Annotated in this window: 21 protein-coding genes; 8 read left to right on the forward strand and 13 right to left on the reverse strand. The window is 73.6% G+C overall.

The window, feature by feature from the left end; all coding sequences use genetic code 11:
- Positions 1-1368 carry an ABC transporter substrate-binding protein gene (locus ME121_RS23440; RefSeq protein ID WP_012318419.1) on the forward strand — a complete coding sequence of 456 codons (1368 nt, stop codon included), beginning with the start codon at positions 1-3 and terminating at the stop codon, positions 1366-1368.
- Positions 1369-1386: 18 nt separating this feature from the next.
- Complete coding sequence (locus ME121_RS23445) at positions 1387-2184, forward strand: ABC transporter ATP-binding protein (RefSeq protein ID WP_029360587.1); 798 nt, start codon at positions 1387-1389, stop codon at positions 2182-2184.
- Between the two features lie 15 nt (positions 2185-2199).
- On the opposite strand, the gene ME121_RS23450 is transcribed toward ME121_RS23445, so the two are convergent.
- From ME121_RS23450 to ME121_RS23460, 3 genes are all read right to left on the reverse strand, one after another.
- Positions 2200-2421, reverse strand: a complete 222-nt coding sequence (locus tag ME121_RS23450) for a hypothetical protein (protein WP_012318417.1) — start codon at positions 2419-2421, stop codon at positions 2200-2202.
- A 99-nt stretch (positions 2422-2520) separates the two neighbouring features.
- Positions 2521-3771: a hypothetical protein gene (locus ME121_RS23455; protein WP_059409668.1), complete on the reverse strand. Its 1251-nt coding sequence runs from the start codon at positions 3769-3771 to the stop codon at positions 2521-2523.
- 55 nt (positions 3772-3826) lie between these two features.
- Positions 3827-4102, reverse strand: coding sequence for a hypothetical protein (locus ME121_RS23460; protein WP_012318415.1), 276 nt, complete (start codon positions 4100-4102; stop codon positions 3827-3829).
- 596 nt (positions 4103-4698) lie between these two features.
- Between ME121_RS23460 and ME121_RS23465 the strand changes: the two genes are divergently transcribed.
- The 4 genes from ME121_RS23465 (at position 4699) to ME121_RS23480 (ending at position 9629) form a co-directional block, all read left to right on the forward strand.
- Entirely contained in the window at positions 4699-4905 is a 207-nt protein-coding gene (locus tag ME121_RS23465; protein ID WP_012318414.1) for a hypothetical protein, read from the forward strand.
- Between the two features lie 13 nt (positions 4906-4918).
- Positions 4919-5791 (forward strand): serine O-acetyltransferase, encoded by an 873-nt coding sequence (cysE, locus tag ME121_RS23470; RefSeq protein ID WP_012318413.1) that lies wholly within the window; start codon positions 4919-4921, stop codon positions 5789-5791.
- 429 nt (positions 5792-6220) lie between these two features.
- Complete coding sequence (locus ME121_RS23475) at positions 6221-7648, forward strand: family 2B encapsulin nanocompartment shell protein (RefSeq protein ID WP_059409669.1); 1428 nt, start codon at positions 6221-6223, stop codon at positions 7646-7648.
- A complete protein-coding gene (locus tag ME121_RS23480) occupies positions 7635-9629 on the forward strand; it encodes a family 2A encapsulin nanocompartment cargo protein cysteine desulfurase (protein WP_059409670.1) in 1995 nt (664 codons plus the stop codon). The genes ME121_RS23475 and ME121_RS23480 overlap by 14 nt, the downstream gene beginning before the upstream one ends.
- Positions 9630-9677: 48 nt before the next feature.
- Here the strand turns inward: ME121_RS23480 and serA are convergent, their stop codons facing one another.
- Entirely contained in the window at positions 9678-10901 is a 1224-nt protein-coding gene (serA, locus tag ME121_RS23485) for a phosphoglycerate dehydrogenase (RefSeq protein ID WP_012318410.1), read from the reverse strand.
- A gap of 234 nt (positions 10902-11135) precedes the next feature.
- On the opposite strand from serA, the gene ME121_RS23490 reads away from it, so the two are divergent.
- Positions 11136-12155 (forward strand): zinc-dependent alcohol dehydrogenase family protein, encoded by a 1020-nt coding sequence (locus ME121_RS23490; protein WP_012318409.1) that lies wholly within the window; start codon positions 11136-11138, stop codon positions 12153-12155.
- Positions 12156-12203: 48 nt separating this feature from the next.
- On the opposite strand, the gene ME121_RS23495 is transcribed toward ME121_RS23490, so the two are convergent.
- From ME121_RS23495 to ME121_RS23530, 8 genes are all read right to left on the reverse strand, one after another.
- Positions 12204-12431: a YjiS-like domain-containing protein gene (locus ME121_RS23495; RefSeq protein WP_041372544.1), complete on the reverse strand. Its 228-nt coding sequence runs from the start codon at positions 12429-12431 to the stop codon at positions 12204-12206.
- Positions 12432-12568: 137 nt separating this feature from the next.
- On the reverse strand, positions 12569-13252 hold the full coding sequence (locus ME121_RS23500; protein ID WP_059409671.1) for a helix-turn-helix transcriptional regulator: 684 nt from the start codon (positions 13250-13252) through the stop codon (positions 12569-12571).
- A gap of 70 nt (positions 13253-13322) precedes the next feature.
- Positions 13323-14153 (reverse strand): anti-sigma factor family protein, encoded by an 831-nt coding sequence (locus tag ME121_RS23505; RefSeq protein WP_012318406.1) that lies wholly within the window; start codon positions 14151-14153, stop codon positions 13323-13325.
- Complete coding sequence (locus ME121_RS23510) at positions 14150-14692, reverse strand: sigma-70 family RNA polymerase sigma factor (protein ID WP_012318405.1); 543 nt, start codon at positions 14690-14692, stop codon at positions 14150-14152. Before ME121_RS23510 ends, ME121_RS23505 begins: the two co-directional genes overlap by 4 nt.
- Positions 14693-14877: 185 nt before the next feature.
- Positions 14878-15078: a hypothetical protein gene (locus tag ME121_RS23515; protein WP_106427816.1), complete on the reverse strand. Its 201-nt coding sequence runs from the start codon at positions 15076-15078 to the stop codon at positions 14878-14880.
- 243 nt (positions 15079-15321) lie between these two features.
- Positions 15322-15588: a GCG_CRPN prefix-to-repeats domain-containing protein gene (locus ME121_RS23520; RefSeq protein WP_012318403.1), complete on the reverse strand. Its 267-nt coding sequence runs from the start codon at positions 15586-15588 to the stop codon at positions 15322-15324.
- A 168-nt stretch (positions 15589-15756) separates the two neighbouring features.
- Positions 15757-16761: an SDR family oxidoreductase gene (locus ME121_RS23525; protein WP_012318402.1), complete on the reverse strand. Its 1005-nt coding sequence runs from the start codon at positions 16759-16761 to the stop codon at positions 15757-15759.
- 41 nt (positions 16762-16802) lie between these two features.
- Positions 16803-17015 (reverse strand): hypothetical protein, encoded by a 213-nt coding sequence (locus tag ME121_RS23530; protein WP_059409672.1) that lies wholly within the window; start codon positions 17013-17015, stop codon positions 16803-16805.
- Between the two features lie 243 nt (positions 17016-17258).
- Between ME121_RS23530 and ME121_RS23535 the strand changes: the two genes are divergently transcribed.
- Positions 17259-17822, forward strand: coding sequence for a hypothetical protein (locus ME121_RS23535; RefSeq protein WP_012318400.1), 564 nt, complete (start codon positions 17259-17261; stop codon positions 17820-17822).
- Between the two features lie 202 nt (positions 17823-18024).
- Here the strand turns inward: ME121_RS23535 and ME121_RS23540 are convergent, their stop codons facing one another.
- The gene (locus ME121_RS23540; protein ID WP_059409675.1) at positions 18025-18813 is read right to left on the reverse strand and encodes an outer membrane protein; all 789 of its coding nucleotides are present in this window, start codon (positions 18811-18813) and stop codon (positions 18025-18027) included.
- Positions 18814-18817: the final 4 nt, after the last annotated feature.

The raw sequence follows: 18817 nt of genomic DNA on the forward strand, positions 1-18817 counted from the left end.
ATGCCCCTGACGACCCGCCTTCGCGCCGCGCTCCTCGCCGGCACCGTCGTGCTCGCCGGCGCGGCCCCCCGGGCCGGACGGGCCGACGAGCAGTATTTCCCGCTCCAGAGCTACCGGGTCGGCCCCTACGCGGCCGGCGGGACCGGCTTCTTCGGCGGCTTCATCGACTACCTGAACCTGATCAACGCCCGGGACGGCGGCGTGAACGGCGTCAAGCTCACCTGGAGCGAGGGCGAGACCCAGTACGAGGTCGAGCGCGGCGTCGAGGTCTACGAGCGGCTCAAGTCCCGGCCCGGCATCGCCGCCTGGAACCCGCTCTCGGTGGGCATCGCCTACGCGATGATCGACCGCATCACCGCCGACAAGGTGCCGCTGATCACGATCAACCACGGCCGCACCGATTCCACCGACGGGCGCGTCTTCCCCTACGTGTTCCCGCTGCTGCTCAACCCCTACAGCGAGACGAGCGGCATCATCCAGTATCTCGGCACCCGCGCGGGCGGCCTCGACAAGCTGAGGGGCAAGACCGTCGCGGTGCTCTATCACGGCTCGCCCTACGGCAAGGAGACGATCCCGATCTACGCGCAGCTCGCCGCGCGCTACGGCTTCACCGTCGCGCAGATCGAGGTGCCCCATCCCGGCAACGAGCAGCAGTCGCAGTGGCTCACGATCCGGCGCCTGCGGCCCGACTTCGTGGTGCTGCGCGGCTGGGGCGTGATGAATCCGGTGGCCCTCAAGACCGCCCAGAAGACCGGCTTCCCGGCCGACCGGATCGTCGGCAATGTCTGGTCGAACTCGGAGGAGGACGTCATCCCGGCGGGCGACGCCGCCAAGGGCTACGTCGCCATCACGACCCAGGCCTCGGGCACGGCCTACCCGGTGATCCAGGAGGTCGTCGGCAAGGTCTACGGGGCCGGCAACGGCAACCTCGCCGACCGGAGACGCATCGGCAGCGTCTACCACAATCTCGGGGTGCTGAACGGCATCCTCAACGTCGAGGCGGTGCGGATCGCGCAAGGCAAGTTCGGCCAGCGCACGCTCACCGGCGACGAGGTGCGCTGGGGCTTCGAGCACCTGCGCCTCGACGAGGCCCGGGTGGCGGCGCTCGGCGCCAAGGGCCTGTTCCACTCGATCAACGTCACCTGCGCCAACCACGAGGGCGAGGGCCGCGTCACCTTCCAGCAATGGGACGGGGCGAAGTGGACCGTGGTGTCCGACTGGATCGCCCCCGACTGGGCGAGCCTGCGCCCGATCATCGAGGCGTCCGCGACCGCCTACGCCAAGGAGCACGGCATCACCCCGCGCGACTGCGCGGCGGAGGAGGCCGCGGACGCGGGCGGCAAGCACGCCGCCGCGGCGGCCCGGTGAGCGCCCGGTGAGCGCCCGATGAGCGCCGCGCCGACCCTCCTGGAGGTCGAGGCCCTGGAGGTCGTCTACGGCGGGGCGGTGCACGCCCTGCACGGCGTCGACCTCGCGGTCCGGGCGGGGGAGATCGTCGCCCTGGTCGGCGCCAACGGCGCCGGCAAGACGACCCTGCTGCGGGCGGTGTCGAACCTGCTGCCGGCCCTGCGCGGCCGGGTCACGGCCGGGCGCCTCGCCTATGACGGGCGCGACGCGACGCGGACCCGGACCGACGCCCTCGTCCGCGCCGGGCTCGTGGGCGTGCTGGAGGGGCGCCACTGCTTCCGGGGCCTGAGCGTCCAGGAGAACCTCGTCGCGGGCGGCCTCGGGCGCGGCTCGGGCCGCGGCGGCCTGCGCGCCGATCTGGAGCGGGTCTACGGCCTGTTCCCGCGGCTCGCCGCGAAGCGGGGCGTCGCCGCCGGCCTGCTCTCGGGCGGCGAGCAGCAGATGGCGGCGATCGGTCGGGCGCTGATGGGGCGGCCGCGGCTGCTCGTCCTCGACGAGCCGTCCATGGGACTCGCCCCCCGCGTGGTGGAGGAGATCTACCGGGTGCTCGCCGGCCTGAACCGCGCCGAGGGTCTGACCCTGCTGGTGGCCGAGCAGAATCTCCGCCTCGCCCTGCGCCACGCCCACCACGCCGTCGTGCTGGAGAACGGCCGCAGCGCGCTCGCCGGCACCGCCGCGTCCCTGCGAGGGCGGGACGACGTCCGGTCCCTGTATCTCGGCGGCGCCGATGAGCCCGACGCGGCGCTGCCGGAGACGCGCCGCCGCGCGCCCGCCTGACGGCGCCGGCCTGCGTCAGGACTCCCGGTCGGCGCGGCGCAGGGACCAGAGCAGGGTGCCGTGGGCGTCGACCAGCCACAGGGCGTTCACCGCGTCGTCCTCGATCGTCAGCGAGCGGCCGTTGGCGAGGCGGACCGCCTCCTTCGCGTCCGCGGCCGTGAGCACCTCGTCGACGCGGGGCGCGCCGATCTCGCCATCCTCGCCGCGGACCGCCCCGCGCAGGCGATAATCCGGCATCCGTCGAACCCCCGTCTCCCCGCGGCCGGCGCCCGTCCGGGGCGTGCCGCGGGTGCGAAGATAGGCGCCGGCGCGGCGTGTCGAGGGTCGGCGGCGTCGCTACGGTCCGGCGCGGCTCGCCAGGATCTGCTGCGGCTCCGCGAGGAACAGCGCCCGCAGCGCGGCAGCCGACGCGCGGGGCGGCAGGTCGAGGGCGTGCCGCGTCGCGGCGATCCGGGCGGCGCAATCGCCCGACGGGAAAGCCGCTTCGGCCGTCGACCGCGCGGCGCCCGGGCCCGTGGCGGGCGGGTCCGCCCAGACCGCTCCGTCCGGCCGCGCGGCCCGTGCCCGGGCGAGGAGCGGGGCGAGCCCGTGGGACGCGGGCTGCTCGGCCCGCAGGCGCGCGTCGAGCGCCACGAGGTCGCCGGCCGCGAGGAGGCCGCAGGCCGCCGCGTTCCCCCGCTCCAGCGTCGCCAGGATCCGCTGGCCCAGGGCGCGGACGACGCCGTCATCGGCCGCCCGGAAGCGCCGCTGAAGGTAGCCGGCGGCCATCCGCCTCAGGCCCGCGGCGGCCTCCGCCTCGGGCCGGCCGGCGGCGTAGCCGTCCCAGTACCACCGGGTGATCGGGGCGAGCCCCGCCGCCTCGGCCCGGCGCAGGATCGGCAGGCTCCGCAGGATCGCGGCCCGCGCCCCGGCCGCGCTCGGATCCGCGTCCAGGGTCGAGTCGGGGAAGCGGTCCGTTCCGACGACCTCGGTGACGATGCCGGCCGCGCGCAGCTCCCCGTCCGTCGGGATCCAGATCCCGGCCGGGGGCACCGCCAGCGCCCGCGTCACGAAGGCCGCCGGCAGGCCGGCGGCCCGGTAGGCCGCCCGCTCCGGCGCGGAATCCACCGGGCGCATCCGCCCCCGCGCCCCGATCTCGTAGGGCGCGTGGAAGCCGAGCCGCGCGCCGGTCGCGAGGTAGCGCGTCCGGCCGCGGACGAAGATCAGCGTGCAGGCCGAGGCGCAGGCGTCGGGGACGTAGGTGGCGAGCCCCCGCGCCGCCACGAGCGCCCCGATCGCCGCCCCCTCCTCCACGAGGCCGCCGTCGCTCGTGAGATGGATGCGCGCGATCCGCGGGTGCGCGGCGAGGATGGCGGCGGCCCGCGCGGCGACGCCCGCCGTGAGATCGCCCGCGAGCCGCAGGTCCCGGCCGCCCGGCCCGACCGTGAGCCGGGCCGGGACGTCCGGTCCGCCGGCCGCGGTGGCGGCCGCGGCGCGGCCCTTCGGCGTGTGTCCGGCCGCGGCCGGGCCGGCGGCACCGAGCGCCAGGGTGAGCGCGCAGGCAGCCGTCCCCGTCCGGCGCCTCCACCCGCGGGGGAAGACCGACATGACAGGTTCCCATCGTTCGTGGTCGGAGAGGCCGGCGCGGCCGGCAGCGGCGCGCCTACTGGAGGTAGGCGACGAACATCTCGGACACGGCCCGGGACGCGTAGGCTTCCGGGCTCTCGCCCCAGCGGATCGGGAAAGCCTCCGCCACCCGGCGACCGGCGAGGATGCGGGCGACCTCGTCGGGCATCAGGCCGTCGTCGAGGGCGCTCGCGAGGGCGGCGCGTTCGTGGGAGGGATGGGAGCGGATGCTCCGGGACAGGGCTCGGCCGAGGGCGGCCGGTTCGGGGCTCAGGTCGGGACGGGTGTTCCGGGTCGTGTCATAGGTCAGCATCGATGGTCGCCTCTCGTGTCTGATGTCGTGCGCTCTCCTCCTCCTGGACGCGGCAACACGGCAGACACGGCGCAATCATCCGGGCGATCCGTTCCTTGCTGGCGATCACGGCAAACCTCCGTTCGGCTCCGCTTCGACTGCGTGTCGGCGGGGCCACGACTGGGCCACGACTGGGACACGACTGCGCGTCGACACCGTCAATGTAGGGGGCGGTCCCGAGAATGTGCTGCCAAATTGGCGAGGACTTGCAGCGCAGGTTGTTCGTCGAAGCCGCGTCGCGGAGCAGAAGCACGGGGCCGGCGGGGGCGCGCCGGCGTCGCGGCCGCGATCGACGGCCCGTGCCGGCCGGGGTCTGGCCGCGCCCGGAGCATGCCGGAGACCGGGCTTGCCAAAGACGGGGCGATGCTTAAATATCGTTCTGTGACAGAGGCTTAGCGAAGACGATGCTCCGGTTTCGGGCCCGCGCGGCCGAAACCTTCTCCGGCAAGCCGGGGTGTCCGGAAAAGGCTTCTCGCCGGCGGCGCAGGCCCCGGCACAGGCGCCCCCGGCGGCAGAATCAGCTCGCCACAGACGGCCGATCCAAGGGGAACGACACCATGGCCTCAGGGACGATGATGCAGGGCGACGCGGTCGTGTTCGCGCGCCCCGACCTCGCCGAGATCCTGGGAATCTGGCGGCACGCCCGGGGCCGGGTGGTGGGCGTCCACCGCGCGGGCGACGCCCCGGCGATTGTGGACGTGACGTTCCAGGGGCACGACACCCTGGAGCGCTACCTGCCCGACCTGTTCCGCCCCGTGCCGTGATCGGCGGCGACCGATGCATCACGCCGCCCTGCCCGCCGCGGGTGCCACGATGGCCGTGGTCCAGCCGCCCCTGCGCATCACGAGCCGCGGCACGGGGGAGGCCGAGGTCTGGGCGGCCCTGCGCGCCGAGGCCGAGGCGGCCCTGATCGAGGAGCCGCTCTATGCCGGGATCATCCAGGCGACGATCCTCGACCAGCGCTCGCTGGCCCAGGCCTTCGCCTACCGGCTCGCCCACCGCCTCGGGGACGGCGACCTCGCCCGTCTGTCGATGCGCGACCTGTGCCTCTCGGCCTTCGAGGCCGACCCGCAGGCCGGCGCCCACGCGGTGCGCGACCTCGTGGCGATCCGCGAGCGCGACCCGACCTGCCGCCGCTACCTCGACCCGTTCCTGTTCTACAAGGGCCTGGCGGCGCTCGAGGCCTACCGGGTCGGCCACTGGCTCTGGCACCGGGGCCGGGCGACCCTGGCGCTGCACGTCCAGAGCCGGATCTCCGAGGTGTTCGGCTGCGACATCCACCCGGCGGCCCGGATCGGCTCGGGGGTGTTCATCGACCACGCCACCGGCGTGGTGATCGGCGAGACCACGGCGATCGCCGACGACGTCTCGATCCTCCAGTCGGTGACGCTCGGGGGCAACGGCAAGGAGAGCGGCGACCGGCACCCCAAGATCGAGCGCGGGGTGCTGCTCAGCGTCGGCGCCAAGGTGCTGGGCAACATCCGCGTCGGGGCGGGCGCCAAGGTCGCGGCCGCCGCGGTGGTGCTGCAGGACGTGCCGCCCCACACGACCGTGGCGGGCGTGCCGGCCCGGGTCGTCTCGCGCCTGCCCGTCGGCGAGGAGCCGGCGCTCAGCATGGACCAGTCCTTCGGCTACGGGGATGGCATCTGAGACGCGCGAAAGATTATTCCTGACAACAAAGTCGTCCGGCCGCCGCCGCGGCGCGCGGCGTAGTAAAATGAAATTCTCTGACCGGACGGTCTGAGGATGATCATGTCCTATGTGCCTTGCATGCCAGGGCGCCCGCTTCCAAGAAGGCGCGGAAAATAGGGATATCCTTTCGTTGACCATCGGGCGAATCAGACCTTATCCAGACCTCGCCGGAGAAGCGATGACGTGAGACCGGTTGAGCGGCCTGACGATGGCTGTCTGGCCGCGGAGAATGCGTGCTTTGATTGACGACTCGGTCGCTCAGGTCGCGGTCGTCGTCAGATCTTGATCGAAACGTCTTGCGCCCGCCTCGCACAACCTGCGGGGCGCACCGCCGCCGCACGGAACGATGCGGCGCGCCTGCAATCTTGGATGGAGTGAGGACGAACGATGAGCGGACCGGGTCTGAGCGTGAGCGCCACGGCGGCACGCAATCTTGCGACGGCGACCGTCACCTCGGTCCAGAACGCGGCCAACACGCCGCGCTGGCTGCTCCGGCTCCTGCCCTTCGTGGACGTTGCGGGCGGGGTCTACCGCGTCAACCGCCGCGCCGTCGTGCTGGCCAAGCCCGGCCGGATCGATCTCGTCGCCGAGGACAAGGGGGATGGCAAGGGAGATGGCAAGGGGGATGGCAAGGGCCGGGTGATCCGCCCGTCCTCCCTGCGCGCCGTGCCGCTGTTCAGCCGGCTGGGCGATGCCGAATTGGCCACGCTGGCGGCCAAGTTCACCGAGAGCCGGCACCAGGCCGGCGCGGTGATCCACGAGGAGGGGTCCGCGGGCCGCAGCCTCACGGTCGTGGCCGACGGCACGGTCGAGCTGACCCTCTCGGGTCCCTACAAGGGCCGCCTGCGCCAGGGGCTCGCCACGAAGGGCGACTATTTCGGCGATGCCGGTCTCGCCGGCGAGAGCGCGCCCGCCCCGGCCGTGAAGGCCCTGTCGGCCGTGACCCTCCTGACCCTCGATGCCGCCGCGGTGGAGAGCGAGGAGATCCGCGCCAAGATCGCGCAGTACCGTGAGGAGCGCGACCGCCTCAAAGGGCACACCAATTCCTACGGCGAGCAGGGCATCGAGCTGCTGGCGGTCCATACCGGCGAGCCGCGCCTGCCGACGACCTTCGTCGACTACGAGGTCGATCCGCGCGAGTACCACCTCTCGACCATCCAGACGATCCTCAACACCCACACGCGGGTCACCGACCTCTACTCCAACGAGATCGACCAGCTCCGCGAGCAGATCCGCCTCACGGTCGACGCCGTGAAGGAGCGCGAGGAGTGGGAGCTCCTGAACAACGCGCAGTTCGGCCTGCTCCACGAGGTCGGCCCGCGCCAGCGCATCCCCACCCGCGGCGGCCCGCCCACCCCGGACGACCTCGACGAGCTGCTGACCCTGGTCTGGAAGAAGCCCGCCTTCTTCGTGGCCCATCCCCGCGCCATCGCGGCCTTCGGCCGGGAGGCGACCCGCCGCGGCGTGCCGCCGGTCGTCGTCCACCTGTTCGGCGCGCCGTTCATCACGTGGCGCGGCGTGCCGCTGGTGCCGAGCGACAAGCTGCCGATCGACATCGACCCGGTGACCGGGGCCGAGACCACCGCGATCCTGCTGCTGCGCGTCGGCGAGGGCGAGCAGGGCGTGGTCGGCCTGCAGAAGTCGGGCGTGACCGGCGAGATCGAGCCCGGCCTGTCGGTGCGCTACATGGGCACCAACGACCACTCGATCGCCTCGCACCTCGTGACCCGCTACTTCTCGGCCGCCGTGCTGGTCGAGGACGCGATCGCCCGCCTCGATAACGTGCTGCTGGGCAACTACCATGACTACGCCTGAGGCCTTCGCCCTCGGGCTGCCCGGGGCGAGCCCGGGCGAGCTGGCCCACGCGGATCTCGTCGGGCGCCTCGCCCGGGAGATCTACCGGCAGGGGCAGGCCGCGAGCCAGCCCTTCGCGCCGGCGATCCCCGCCGGCCCCCAGGTCCCGCAGGCGCTCGAGGGCCTGCCCCAGGGCCCGGGCGGGGCGCCGCTGCCGGGCGCGCCCGTGGGCGTCCCCTCCGCTCCCGCGGGCGGCCGGCCCGCCGGGCTGCAGCCCGACGCGTCGGCGCTGCCGGCGCGCTCCTTCGGGGCGCCGCCGGTCGGCCTGCCGGGCCTCTCCGGCCCGACCCTGCCGAACCGCGCACCCGCGAGCCCGGCGTTCCCCGACGCGGCGGCGATCCCGCCTGTCCACCCCGCGAGCCCGCGCCCCGTCCTGCCGGACTTCTCCCTCGCCGGCGCCCCGGCGCTGGCGGCCGCCCTCCCCGGCGGTCCGGAGCTGCACCGCCAGATCGCCGCCGACCACCCCCGCGCCAACGCCTTCGCGCACGCCCTCGTCCCGGACCTCGTGCCCGCCGACCCGTCGAAGGCCGGCCGCGATGAGGCGCCGGAGAGCCTCGCCCGGACCGGTCGGCGGTCCCGGGCGCCCGAAGCGCCGGCTGGCGACTACTACTTCCTGCCTCTCGGCCCCGGGCCGGCCCGCGGGGCGGCGGCGAGCCCACGGGTCGAGCCGACCCGCTATCCCGGTCCGGCGCCGCGCCTCGCCGCCCAGGGATCGAGCCCGGTGGCGGCGCCCTTCGATGTGGAGCAGGTCCGCCGGGACTTCCCGGCCCTGCACCAGAGCGTCAACGGCCACCCGCTGGTCTGGCTCGACAACGCCGCCACCACCCACAAGCCCCAGGCCGTGATCGACGCGACCGCGGCGTTCTACGCCCGGCACAACTCGAACATCCACCGGGCCGCCCACACCCTGGCCGCGCGCGCCACGGACCTGTTCGAGGGCGGCCGCGAGGCGGTGCGCCGCTTCCTCAACGCCCCGTCGAAGGACGACATCGTCTTATTGCGCGGCACCACGGAGGCGATCAACCTCGTCGCCAATTCCTACGGCCGGGCCCAGATCGGCCCGGGCGACGAGATCATCGTCTCGACCATCGAGCACCACGCCAACATCGTGCCCTGGCAGCTGCTGGCGCAGCAGACCGGGGCGACGCTCCGGGTGATCCCGGTGAACGACCGCGGCGAGATCATCTTCGAGCAGTACGCGGCGCTCCTGTCGGGCCGCACCAAGATCGTCTCGGTGACGCAGGTGGCCAACGCGCTCGGCACCGTGAACCCGGTGCGGGAGATCATCGAGCTCGCCCACGCCTACGGGGTGCCGGTGCTGGTCGACGCGGCGCAATCCTCGCCGCACATGCCGCTGGACGTGCAGTCCCTGGACGCGGACTTCCTGGTCTTCTCCGGCCACAAGGTGTTCGGGCCGACGGGCATCGGCGCGCTCTACGGCAAGACGCACCTGCTCGAGGCGATGCCGCCCTGGCAGGGCGGCGGCCACATGATCGAGGACGTCACCTTCGCGAAGACCGTCTACAAGGGCGCGCCCGAGAAGTTCGAGGCCGGCACGCCCGACATCGCCGGGGCGGTCGGTCTGGGGGCGGCGCTCGACTACCTCGCGGGCATCGGCATGCCGGCGATCGCCGCCTACGAGCACGACCTCCTGGACTACGCGCAGGGCGGCCTCGCCGACGTGAAGGGCCTGCGCCTGATCGGCACGGCCCGGGAGAAGGCGAGCGTGATGTCCTTCGTGATCGAGGGGCAGACGAACGAGGCGGTGGCGCACCACCTCGACGCGCACGGCATCGCGGTGCGCTCGGGCCATCACTGCGCCCTGCCGGCCCTGCGCCGGTTCGGCGTCGACCAGTCGGTGCGGGCCTCGCTCGCCTTCTACAACACCCGCGCGGATGTCGACGCCTTCCTGAGGGCGCTGCACACCCTGCCGCGGCCTTGAGCAGAGGGCGCCGGCCGCGCGCCGGCGCCCCGTTGCGGGCCGGGCTCTCTACCCCGCCTTCGGCCGCAGGTGCCGGGTCCTCACGGTGCCGTCGATGGCCCGCAGCGCGTGCAGGACCCCGTCCGCCTCGCCCGGCGGCACCGACGCGTCCACCACGACGTAGCCGAACTCGCCGTCCGTCTGCAGGTACTGCGCGTCGATGTTGAGCGACCGGCCCGAGAAGATCGCGTTGATCTGCCCGAGCACGCCGGGCACGTTCCGGTGCACGTGGAGGAAGCGCGCGCCGGACAGGCGCGGCGGCAGCTGGACCTGCGGGAAATTCACCGCGCCGAGCGTCGAGCCGGTCTGGATGTAGTCGACCAGCTTGCGGGCCACCTCCGCGCCGATGCGATCCTGGGCCTCCTCGGTCGAGCCGCCGACATGGGGGGTGAGGATGACGTTCGGCAGGCCCTGCAGGGGCGAGACGAAGCGCTCGGCGTTGGACGTCGGCTCCACGGGAAAGACGTCGATCGCGGCCCCGGCGAGATGCCCGTCGCGCAGCGCCGCCGCGAGGGCGTCCAGGTCCACGACCGTGCCGCGGCTGTTGTTGATCAGGTAGGCGCCCGGCTTCATCGCGCGGATCCGCTCCGCGCCCATCAGCCCGTGGGTCAGCGGTGTCTCCGGGACGTGCAGGCTGACCACGTCGCTGGCGGCGAGCAGGGCCTCGAAGCTCTCGGCCGGCTCGGTGTTCCCGTGGCGCAGCTTGTCGGTGAGATCGTAGAAGATGACGCGCATGCCCATCGCCTCGGCGAGGTTCGAGAGCTGCGCGCCGATATTGCCGTAGCCGACGATCCCGAGGGTCTTGCCGCGCACCTCGAAGGCGCCGGTGGCCGACTTGTCCCAGCCGCCGGCATGGGCGGATTCCGAGCGCGGCAGGATGCGCCGGAGCAGCATCACGATCTCGCCGATCGTGAGTTCGGCGACGCTGCGCGTGTTCGAGAACGGCGCGTTGAAGACCGGCAGGCCGCGGGCGCGCGCCGTCTCGAGGTCGACCTGGTTGGTCCCGACGCTGAAGCAGCCGATGGCGGCGAGATCGGGCAGGGCGTCGAGAAGCGCGGCGGTGACCTGCGTGCGCGAGCGGATGCCGAGGACGGTGACGTCGGCCAGATCGCGGGCATCCTCGGGGCTGACCGCGCGCGGCAGTTGCCGGATGGCGCCGATCCCGGCCTGGGTGAAGATCTTGGACGCCGTCGGCGCTATGCTTTCGGTCAGAACGACGCGCTCGGTCGACACGGTGTGTCCTCCTTCCACGGACGGGATGCGATCCGTGACCTTGGCGCCGGCGCGGCACAGCGGCAAGGGCGGGAAGGGCTGCGGACGCCGGTGGCGGGCCCCTGTCGCGGGCCCCTGTCGCGGGTCCCTCCCCCGCACCCGCGGCGGACTGCTCCGCTCCGTCGTCTCGACGCGGCGCGCCGGGCCTGCCAGTGTCCACCCCGGCGGCCGAGGCCGCGGAGCGACAGGTGCGTCATGACCGGATCGACAGCCCGTGCCGTCATCGTCCAGCCCGGCGGCGGCTTCGACAAGGTGACCTTCGGCGAGCGGCCCGTGCCGGAGCCCGGGCCCGGCGCGATCACCGTCCGCCTGCGGGCGAACTCCCTCAACTACCACGACTACGCGGTGGTCAGCGGGATGTGGGGGCCGAGCGAGCCGCGCATCCCGATGTCCGACGGCGCCGGCGAGGTCGAGGCCGTGGGGCCGGGCATGACCGAATTCGCCGTGGGCGACCGGGTGGTCAGCACGTTCTTCCCGACCTGGCTGGAGGGCACCCCGCTCGTCGAGGGCTTCGCCACCGTGCCGGGCGACGGGGTCGACGGCTACGCCCGCGCGCGCGTCACCGCGCCCGCCACCGCCTTCACCCGCGCCCCGAAGGGCTGGGACCACGCCGAGGCGGCGACGCTCACCACCGCCGCGCTGACCGCGTGGCGGGCACTGCACGCCGATGCCGGCCTGAAGAGCGGCGACGTGGTGCTGGTGCAGGGGACCGGCGGCGTGTCGCTGTTCGGCCTGCAATTCGCCAAGGCGGCGGGCGCCACGGTGATCGCCACCTCCTCCAGCGACGCCAAGCTGGAGCGCCTGCGCGGGCTCGGCGCCGACCACGTCATCAACTACCGCGCCGACCCAGCCTGGGGCGAGACCGCCCGGCGCCTGACCGACGGGCGCGGCGTCGACCACGTCCTCGACGTCGGCGGGCCGGCGACGCTGGAGCAGTCCATGGCCGCCGTGCGGGTCGCCGGCCACATCTCGGTGATCGGTATCCTCTCGGGCGTCGCGGGCGAGCTGCCGCTGGTGCCGGCGCTCCTGAAGCAGATCCGGCTGCAGGGCGTGCTGGTCGGCAGCCGGCGCCACCAGATCGAGATGATCCGCGGCATCGACGCCTGCGGGCTGCGGCCGGTCATCGACCGCCGCTTCCCCCTCGACGACCTCGTCGCGGCGTTCCGCCACCAGGAGAGCAACCGCCACTTCGGCAAGATCTGCGTCGAGATCTGAGCGTTCGGGCCGGGCCTGGGGCGTCGCGGCGGGCGGTGCGGCGGGCGTTCAGCGGAAGGCGATCCCGAGCGCTCCGGGCATCGCGACGACCCGGGGCGCCTCGGCCTGGCTCGGCGGCGGCGGCACGTGCGAGCAGCCGTTCTCGCAGAAGGCGCGGAGCGTGCGCCGGTCGAGGCCGATGTCGCTCAGCATCTCGTCGTCGAGGGCCGACAAAATGCGAAGATTTCGCGCCGCGATGCGGCTCTTTCGGGCAGATTTCAGGAACGAGAGGATCATGATCCAGTCTCCGTTGCGCCGAGAGATCCGTGTTTCGTCCACGATCGGCCGGATCAGCGTCGCTTTGTCGTGGACTGTGCGCATCCTCCGTTCGGATTAATCGTGGCTCGCGGCGCGAATATTTTTGCCGGATCGCGCTAAGCGTCCGCGATCGGCTGCGGGCACAGCAGGAGCAGCCGCACGAGCTCGGCCTGGCGGCGCGTCCCCGTCTTCTCGAACAGGTGGCGCAGGTGCACGCGCGCCGTGTTCCGCGTGATCCGGCGGCGCGTCGCGCTCGCCGCGAGGTCGTTCCCGGCCAGGATGTCGACGGCCAGGGCCGCCTCCGCGGGCGTGAAGCCGAATTGGTCCTGGAGAACGCCGGGATCCGGCAGGCGCGGCGTCCCGGGGTCCGTGAGGCGCAGGAGAACCGCGCCCTCGGCGACCGTGCCGGGAAGCGCCGAGGCGGCGACCAGGAGCGTGCCGCCCGCGCCCTCCAGGCGCACCGAGCCGCCGCGATGGCCGGCGGCGCAGCGGGCGATGACCCGGCGCAGCGCCGCGCTGTCCTCGGGCGCCGCGCCGCGCAGGCCGCCCTGCTCGAGGCACAGCAGGCCGCGCGCGACGAAGGCAAGCGCGGCGCGGTTCAGGAAATGGGCCCGCCCGTACCGGTCGGTCACCGCCAGCCCCTGCTCGAGATGCTCAGCCAGGAGATGGAGCGCCGCCTCCACGAGGGACGGGTCCGGGAAGGCCGGGGCGGCGCCGGCCTGGGACCGCCGCTCCGGCGCGGGGCCGATCTCGGATCGTGCTTCGGCTCTGCGGGTGTTCAGGTGTGATTGACTGATCACGCTGGGATCCTCGCCGGATCGACATCACGATATCAGTAATAACCCGGCATTGACGGCCGTTATTCCCGCCTTATCCGGGCGGGGCCCCGGTCCGGGACTGGAACAGGTCGACGAAGGCGCGCAGGTCGCGCCGGTTGAGATCCGAGACCGCCCAGTAGGTGAGGTCGCCGAGGCGCCAGCGCTCGATCGTCGAGCCGTCGCGCCGCTCCTCGCCGGCCCCGGGACCGTCGGCGGCCGGGATCACCGTGACGCTGATGACGTGCCGGTCGCGGCGATAGACCAGCGTCGGCACGGGCGCGCCGCCGACGATGTCGACCCGGCCGCCGACCAGCGGGAAGCCCTTGTCGGACAGGTCCGGCGCCTCGGGCGCGAGGGTGGTCCGGCCGTTGAACCAGGGCTTCACCACGTGCCGGTCCGAGGAGGCGATGTCGAAGGGCTGGGGGGCCGCGAGGCCGCGGAGATGGCCGGCGAGCACGGCCGCGCCGGTATCCGGGGCGCCGCCGGGGCGGTCGAGATAGACGGCCCCGCCGCCGAGCGCGGCCCCGCCGACGAGACCGACGAGCAGCGTCGCGGCCAGTGCCTGCCGGGATCCGCGCCAGGACTTGAGCCAGGATTCGAGCCAGGTCTCGGGCCAGGACCCGAGCGCGCCTCCGAAGCGGCCGCGGGACGGGGGCGGGTCGGAGAAGCCGACCTGCTCGACCACGCGCGCCCGCAGGGATTCCGGGGCGGGCGGCCCCGCGAGGGTCTCGCGCAGGGTGCCGGACAGGGTGCGGAGGCGCTCCGCCAGGGCCCGCGCATCGGGGTCCGCCGCGAGACGGCGCTCCATGGCCAGGACCTCGCCGGGCGACAGCTCGCCGTCCGCGTAGGCGCTGAGGAGCAGGAGGGTCTCGTCGTCGGTCATCGCCCGTCCCTCGCGAGCCGTGCAAGCAGGTGCTGCCGCGCGCGGCCGAGGCGCGACATCACGGTCCCGATCGGGACCCCCGTCACCGTGGCGATCTCCCGGTAGCTGAGGCCGTGGTACTCGCGCAGGACCAGCGCCTCGCGGAAGGCCACCGGCAGGGCCTCGACGGCCCGGGCGAGCTGCCCCGCATCGTCGCGGGCGATGAGGGTCGCCTCGGGCGTCTCCGGAGCCTCGGTCAGGGCGCCCCCGATCTCCAGCTCGGCGCGGGCCTCGGGGGCGAGGTCGTCGGCGAAGACCACCGCCCGCGGCCGGTGCCGTTGCAGCCAGGAATAGCCGGTGTTGCGGACGATGGTCAGGAACCACGCCCGGGCATTGCCCTCGGCGAACCCCTCGATCGCCCGGTAGGCGCGCAGACACGCCTCCTGCATCACGTCCTCGGCGTCGGTGGCGTTGCCGGTGAGCCAGTGCGCGAGCCGGTAGCCCTCGTCCAGGCGCGGGAGAACGAGCTGGCTGAAGCGCGCCCGCGCCAGGGTCGTCATGCCGGCGGCCGGGCCGGGCCCGGCCCGTCGAGAGCCTGCGAAGCCATGGGGTCCCGCCCTGGTGCTCCTGCCTGCAGCCTTGTGCCACACAATCGGGAACCGGGCGGCGGCGGGCTTTATTCCCGCGGCCGGGCACGAGCACGTTCGCGCGCTTCTCGGAGAGCGTCTCGGCCCGTCGGGCGCCGCTAGCGGCCGCCGCGGGGCCGGACGGCGGCCCGGCGGTCCGGCCCCGCGGCCTTCATCCCGCTGGCCTGTCCGGTCGGCGATCGGGGGTCGGGCCCCGGCTCCGGGCAGCCGTCCGGGCCGAGGCGTTTGCGGGCGACGCGCTCGGCCGCCGCCCGCTCCGCCGCCGTGGGGTTCGCGCCGCCGCTCTGATCCTGGGCCATGGTCATGTCCAACCGGAGCGGGACCGTGCGCGGTCCCGGGCGTGGGGTCCCCGGCACCGCCGGAGGCCGGAACGGATGGGGGGCGGACGCGCCGTCCCGCCGCCCGATCCCGCCCGCCGCGCCGCCAACGGGAAGGGGCAGGCCGCCGCCTCCTCGGAGACGGGGCCTGCCCCTGGATCAACCCGCGGGCCGTGTCACGGTTCGGCGCCGGACCCTCGCGCCGGGACGCGTGCTTGCGGGTCCCTAGCGGCAGATGCGCCGCGGACCCCACGGGGTCGGACGGAAGAAGCAGCGCGGGCCGTAGAAGCGCGGCCGCCGGTACATCGGCCGGCAGCGTCCGTACGGGCCGGGCGCCCAGCCCGGGCCGCAGCCGAACGCGACCGTGCTGACCGCGGCGGGGCCGGTGATCGTATCGGCGCCGGCGGGCGCCAGGGGCGCCGCGCCGGCGGAGGCCAGGCCGAGGCCGCCGACGACAGCCGCGGCGGCCGCGATCATCTTCACGTGCATCATCATCAGACCTTCTGCTCGGTTTCGCGCCGGTTCGGCCCGGCGCAAGACCCGGCTAGGATGGTCTTCGGGCCTGAATGTGGGCTGACCTCCGCTATCATCGTCTAGAAACAAACAGTCCGGCCGGCGCCCGCACGGGAGCGGGCGCCGCAGCGGCGTCCTAGCGGCGTCCTAGCGGCGGTCGGCACGGCCCAGGAGCGCGGCCGCGGCGGCCGTGGCCCCCGCCAGCAGGATCCCGGTCAGGGCCGGGTTGATCGAGGCCCGGGTGTAGGCGCTGCGCATGACGTGGTGGGGCGAGCCGCCCCGCACGGCGCCGTCGCGGCCGGCCGCGTGGAGGGCGCCGTCCCGCTGCCTGCCGGCCACGCCCGCGGTCTGGCTCCGCGACATCACCTGCGCGCCCATCCAGTCGGTCACCGCGGGCACCCGCTTGCGCATCGCGCTCATCAGCTTGCCGCCGCCGCCGACATAGAGGTCGCGGGGGCCGTGCTCCGCGGCGTACAGGATGGCCTCCGCGACGTCCGCGGGGGCGTAGACCGGTGGCGGCAGCTTGGGCGCCTGCGCCATGTAGTTCCGGGCATGCTCGGGGAACGGCGTGTCGATCGAGGCCGGCTTGATGAGCGTCACCGAGACCGGGGCACCCTCCTCCTGAAGCTCCATCCGGAGCGCGTCCGTGAAGCCTTTGATCGCGTGCTTGGAGGCGGAGTACATGCCCTGGATCGGCAAGGCGAGGTCGGACGCGACGGAGCCCAGGTTGATCAGCGCGCCGCCGGCCTTCTTCAGGTGCTGCAGCGCCACGGTCGACCCGTAGACGATCCCCCAGAAATTGACGTCGAACAGCCGGCGGTGATCCGCGTCCGAGACCTCCTCGAGGCGGCCGAAGATCGAGAGACCGGCGTTGTTGACCCAGGTGTCGAAGCCGCCGTAGGCGCGCACGGTCTCGGCGGCCAGCGCCTCGACATCCTCGCGGCGGGACACGTCGGTCACCACGGCCCGGGCCTCGCCGCCGCGCTCCTGGATGTCGCGGACGATGTCCTCGAGGGCGGCGCCGTTCCGGGCCGCCAGCACGACGCGGGCGCCGCGGCGAGCGGCCGCCCGGGCCGTGGCGAGGCCGATCCCGCTGGAGGCGCCGGTGATGACGATCACCTGCTCGCGCAGGGGCTTGTGCCGGATCCGCATGCTGCGTCTTCCTCTCTCGTGGGCTGTCTCGTCGGCGGCGCTCAGCGCCCGCCGCCCGGCCGGTCGCGCTCCGCGCCGAGGCTGGTCCCGCCCCGGCGCGCCTCCGCCTTCTCGGTGCCGGCCCGCTCCATCGGGCCGTCCTGCGGCCTGACCGTGCCGGTGGCGGTGTCGCGGGGGCTCTCGGCTAAGCCCGCGCGCTCCGGTTCGCCGCGCGGCATCCGCTCGGCCTGGGTGTCGTCCGGCGCGTCGGCCATGCTGCATCCCTCGCGATGGACCTGGTTTCCGGGCGCCGCCGCGTGCCGCGACGGAGCCCCCGGCGGATCGGACCACGCGGCCGATCCCCTGAGGGCCAACCCGTCAGGCGCCCGGCGTATCCGGCGCCCCGGTCGCGGCGGCAGCGGGCCTCGCGTGCGGGGCGGCGCGCATTGGGCGAACGCGCCGCAGGAACACGGCCGCGGGGCTCGTGTTGTCTGCCAAATCTTTTTCACGAGGCGCCGATGTCAGGAACCGCCAAGAAGACCGACCCCAAACTCTGGGACAAGGTGAAGACGCGGGTCACGAAGTCCGAGAAGGGCGGGAAGCCTGGTCAGTGGTCGGCGCGCAAGGCGCAGATCGCGACTGCCGAATACAAGAAGGAAGGTGGCGGCTACGCCGGCAAGAAGGCGGCCGACAACCATCTCCAGCAGTGGACCGACGAGGAATGGGGCACGAAGTCGGGCAAGGAGAGCGGCAAGACCGGCGAGCGCTACCTGCCCAAGAAGGCCCGCGAGAGCCTGACCGACGAGGAATACGCCGCCAGCACGGCCAAGAAGCGCGCCGATACCCGGAAGGGCAAACAGTTCTCGAAGCAGCCGAAGGCGGCCGCCGAGAAGGCCGCCGCGGCGCGCGAGGACGGCAAGTCCGCCAAGGCGTCCGGCAGGGGCGGCAGCAAGGGGAGCGGCAAGGGGGGCGGAAAGACGGAGACGACGAAGGCCGAACTCATGCGCAAGGCCCGGGCGCAGAACGTGCCCGGCCGGTCGCGGATGTCGAAGGCGCAGCTGGAGCACGCGGTCCACGCCTGAGGCGTGGCGCGGCGGGCCGTCGCCCCGACGCAAGACGTCCCGGGAATGGCTCCCGGGACGCTCCTCGGCTCAAGCGGCCAGTTTGATCGGGCTGGGGATGCTCAGGTCGAGAGAGGGTGCGGCCTGTCCAGAGGCTCGCGCGCCATCCCGGTGAGCGGGACGCAGCCCCCCGCGGCGCGGGGGGCACCGACGCGCGGGCTTCTCAGTACGAGCCGAACTTGTAGTTCAGGCCGGCGCGGATGACGGCGAACTCGTCGTCGCGGCGGCCGATGTTGTTGTACACCACCGGGAAGTTGTTGGCGGCGTTGATGACGAACGCACCCTGGTTGCGGGTGTTGCGGTCGAGGTTGACGTACAGGCCTTCGACCTTGAGCGTCACGGCGTTCGAACGGAAGAAGTTCAGGAACGAGTCGGTGGGCAGGGCGTACTCGATGCCGCCGCCGACGGCGTAGCCGGTGCGGAAGCTGTCGTTGCCGGCGAAGCCGCCGAAGGAGCGGTCGGCGCTGCCCGAGCCGTAGGCGAAGCCGCCGGTGCCGTAGAACAGCACGCGGTCGAAGGCGTAACCGACGCGGCCGCGCACGGTGCCGAAGAAGTCGAGGCTGGAGAGGCCGCGCGGGTCGGTCACGTAGTAGCCGGGAGCGAGCGGGCCGACGAGGAAGGCGTTGTTCCGGCTGCGGCCGAAGTCGAGGTACTGGGCGTCGGCCTCGACACCGACGACGATGCCGGAGCCGGGGGTGAACTGGAAGTTGTAGCCAACCTGGCCACCGCCGGTGAAGCCTTCCTGGTTGCGCTGGCTGAAGAAGGCGGTGGTGCCGTTGCCGTAGGGGGCGGGCACGCCGAAGCTGTTGGTGTTGTTGCTGCTGGCGTCGAAGGCGTAGCCGGCGTTGATACCGAAGTAGGCGCCGGTCCAGGTGAAGACCGGGACGGGGGTGAACACCGGCGGCGGGGCGGCGCGGCGCGGCAGGTCGGCGGCCGAGGCGGCGCCGGTCAGGAGA

It is taken from the genome of Methylobacterium sp. ME121, from assembly GCF_000974725.1.
Lineage (GTDB): Bacteria > Pseudomonadota > Alphaproteobacteria > Rhizobiales > Beijerinckiaceae > Methylobacterium > Methylobacterium radiotolerans.

What these genes read in the sequence shown, in the direction of transcription:
- ME121_RS23440 (WP_012318419.1), top strand. Translation starts at nt 1, where the DNA reads ATGCCCCTGACGACCCGCCTTCGCGCCGCGCTCCTCGCCGGCACCGTC.
- ME121_RS23445 (WP_029360587.1), top strand. Translation starts at nt 1,387, where the DNA reads ATGAGCGCCGCGCCGACCCTCCTGGAGGTCGAGGCCCTGGAGGTCGTC.
- ME121_RS23450 (WP_012318417.1), bottom strand. Translation starts at nt 2,421, where the DNA reads ATGCCGGATTATCGCCTGCGCGGGGCGGTCCGCGGCGAGGATGGCGAG.
- ME121_RS23455 (WP_059409668.1), bottom strand. Translation starts at nt 3,771, where the DNA reads ATGTCGGTCTTCCCCCGCGGGTGGAGGCGCCGGACGGGGACGGCTGCC.
- ME121_RS23460 (WP_012318415.1), bottom strand. Translation starts at nt 4,102, where the DNA reads ATGCTGACCTATGACACGACCCGGAACACCCGTCCCGACCTGAGCCCC.
- ME121_RS23465 (WP_012318414.1), top strand. Translation starts at nt 4,699, where the DNA reads ATGGCCTCAGGGACGATGATGCAGGGCGACGCGGTCGTGTTCGCGCGC.
- cysE (WP_012318413.1), top strand. Translation starts at nt 4,919, where the DNA reads ATGCATCACGCCGCCCTGCCCGCCGCGGGTGCCACGATGGCCGTGGTC.
- ME121_RS23475 (WP_059409669.1), top strand. Translation starts at nt 6,221, where the DNA reads ATGAGCGGACCGGGTCTGAGCGTGAGCGCCACGGCGGCACGCAATCTT.
- ME121_RS23480 (WP_059409670.1), top strand. Translation starts at nt 7,635, where the DNA reads ATGACTACGCCTGAGGCCTTCGCCCTCGGGCTGCCCGGGGCGAGCCCG.
- ME121_RS23490 (WP_012318409.1), top strand. Translation starts at nt 11,136, where the DNA reads ATGACCGGATCGACAGCCCGTGCCGTCATCGTCCAGCCCGGCGGCGGC.
- ME121_RS23495 (WP_041372544.1), bottom strand. Translation starts at nt 12,431, where the DNA reads ATGATCCTCTCGTTCCTGAAATCTGCCCGAAAGAGCCGCATCGCGGCG.
- ME121_RS23505 (WP_012318406.1), bottom strand. Translation starts at nt 14,153, where the DNA reads ATGACCGACGACGAGACCCTCCTGCTCCTCAGCGCCTACGCGGACGGC.
- ME121_RS23510 (WP_012318405.1), bottom strand. Translation starts at nt 14,692, where the DNA reads ATGACGACCCTGGCGCGGGCGCGCTTCAGCCAGCTCGTTCTCCCGCGC.
- ME121_RS23515 (WP_106427816.1), bottom strand. Translation starts at nt 15,078, where the DNA reads ATGGCCCAGGATCAGAGCGGCGGCGCGAACCCCACGGCGGCGGAGCGG.
- ME121_RS23520 (WP_012318403.1), bottom strand. Translation starts at nt 15,588, where the DNA reads ATGATGCACGTGAAGATGATCGCGGCCGCCGCGGCTGTCGTCGGCGGC.
- ME121_RS23525 (WP_012318402.1), bottom strand. Translation starts at nt 16,761, where the DNA reads ATGCGGATCCGGCACAAGCCCCTGCGCGAGCAGGTGATCGTCATCACC.
- ME121_RS23530 (WP_059409672.1), bottom strand. Translation starts at nt 17,015, where the DNA reads ATGGCCGACGCGCCGGACGACACCCAGGCCGAGCGGATGCCGCGCGGC.
- ME121_RS23535 (WP_012318400.1), top strand. Translation starts at nt 17,259, where the DNA reads ATGTCAGGAACCGCCAAGAAGACCGACCCCAAACTCTGGGACAAGGTG.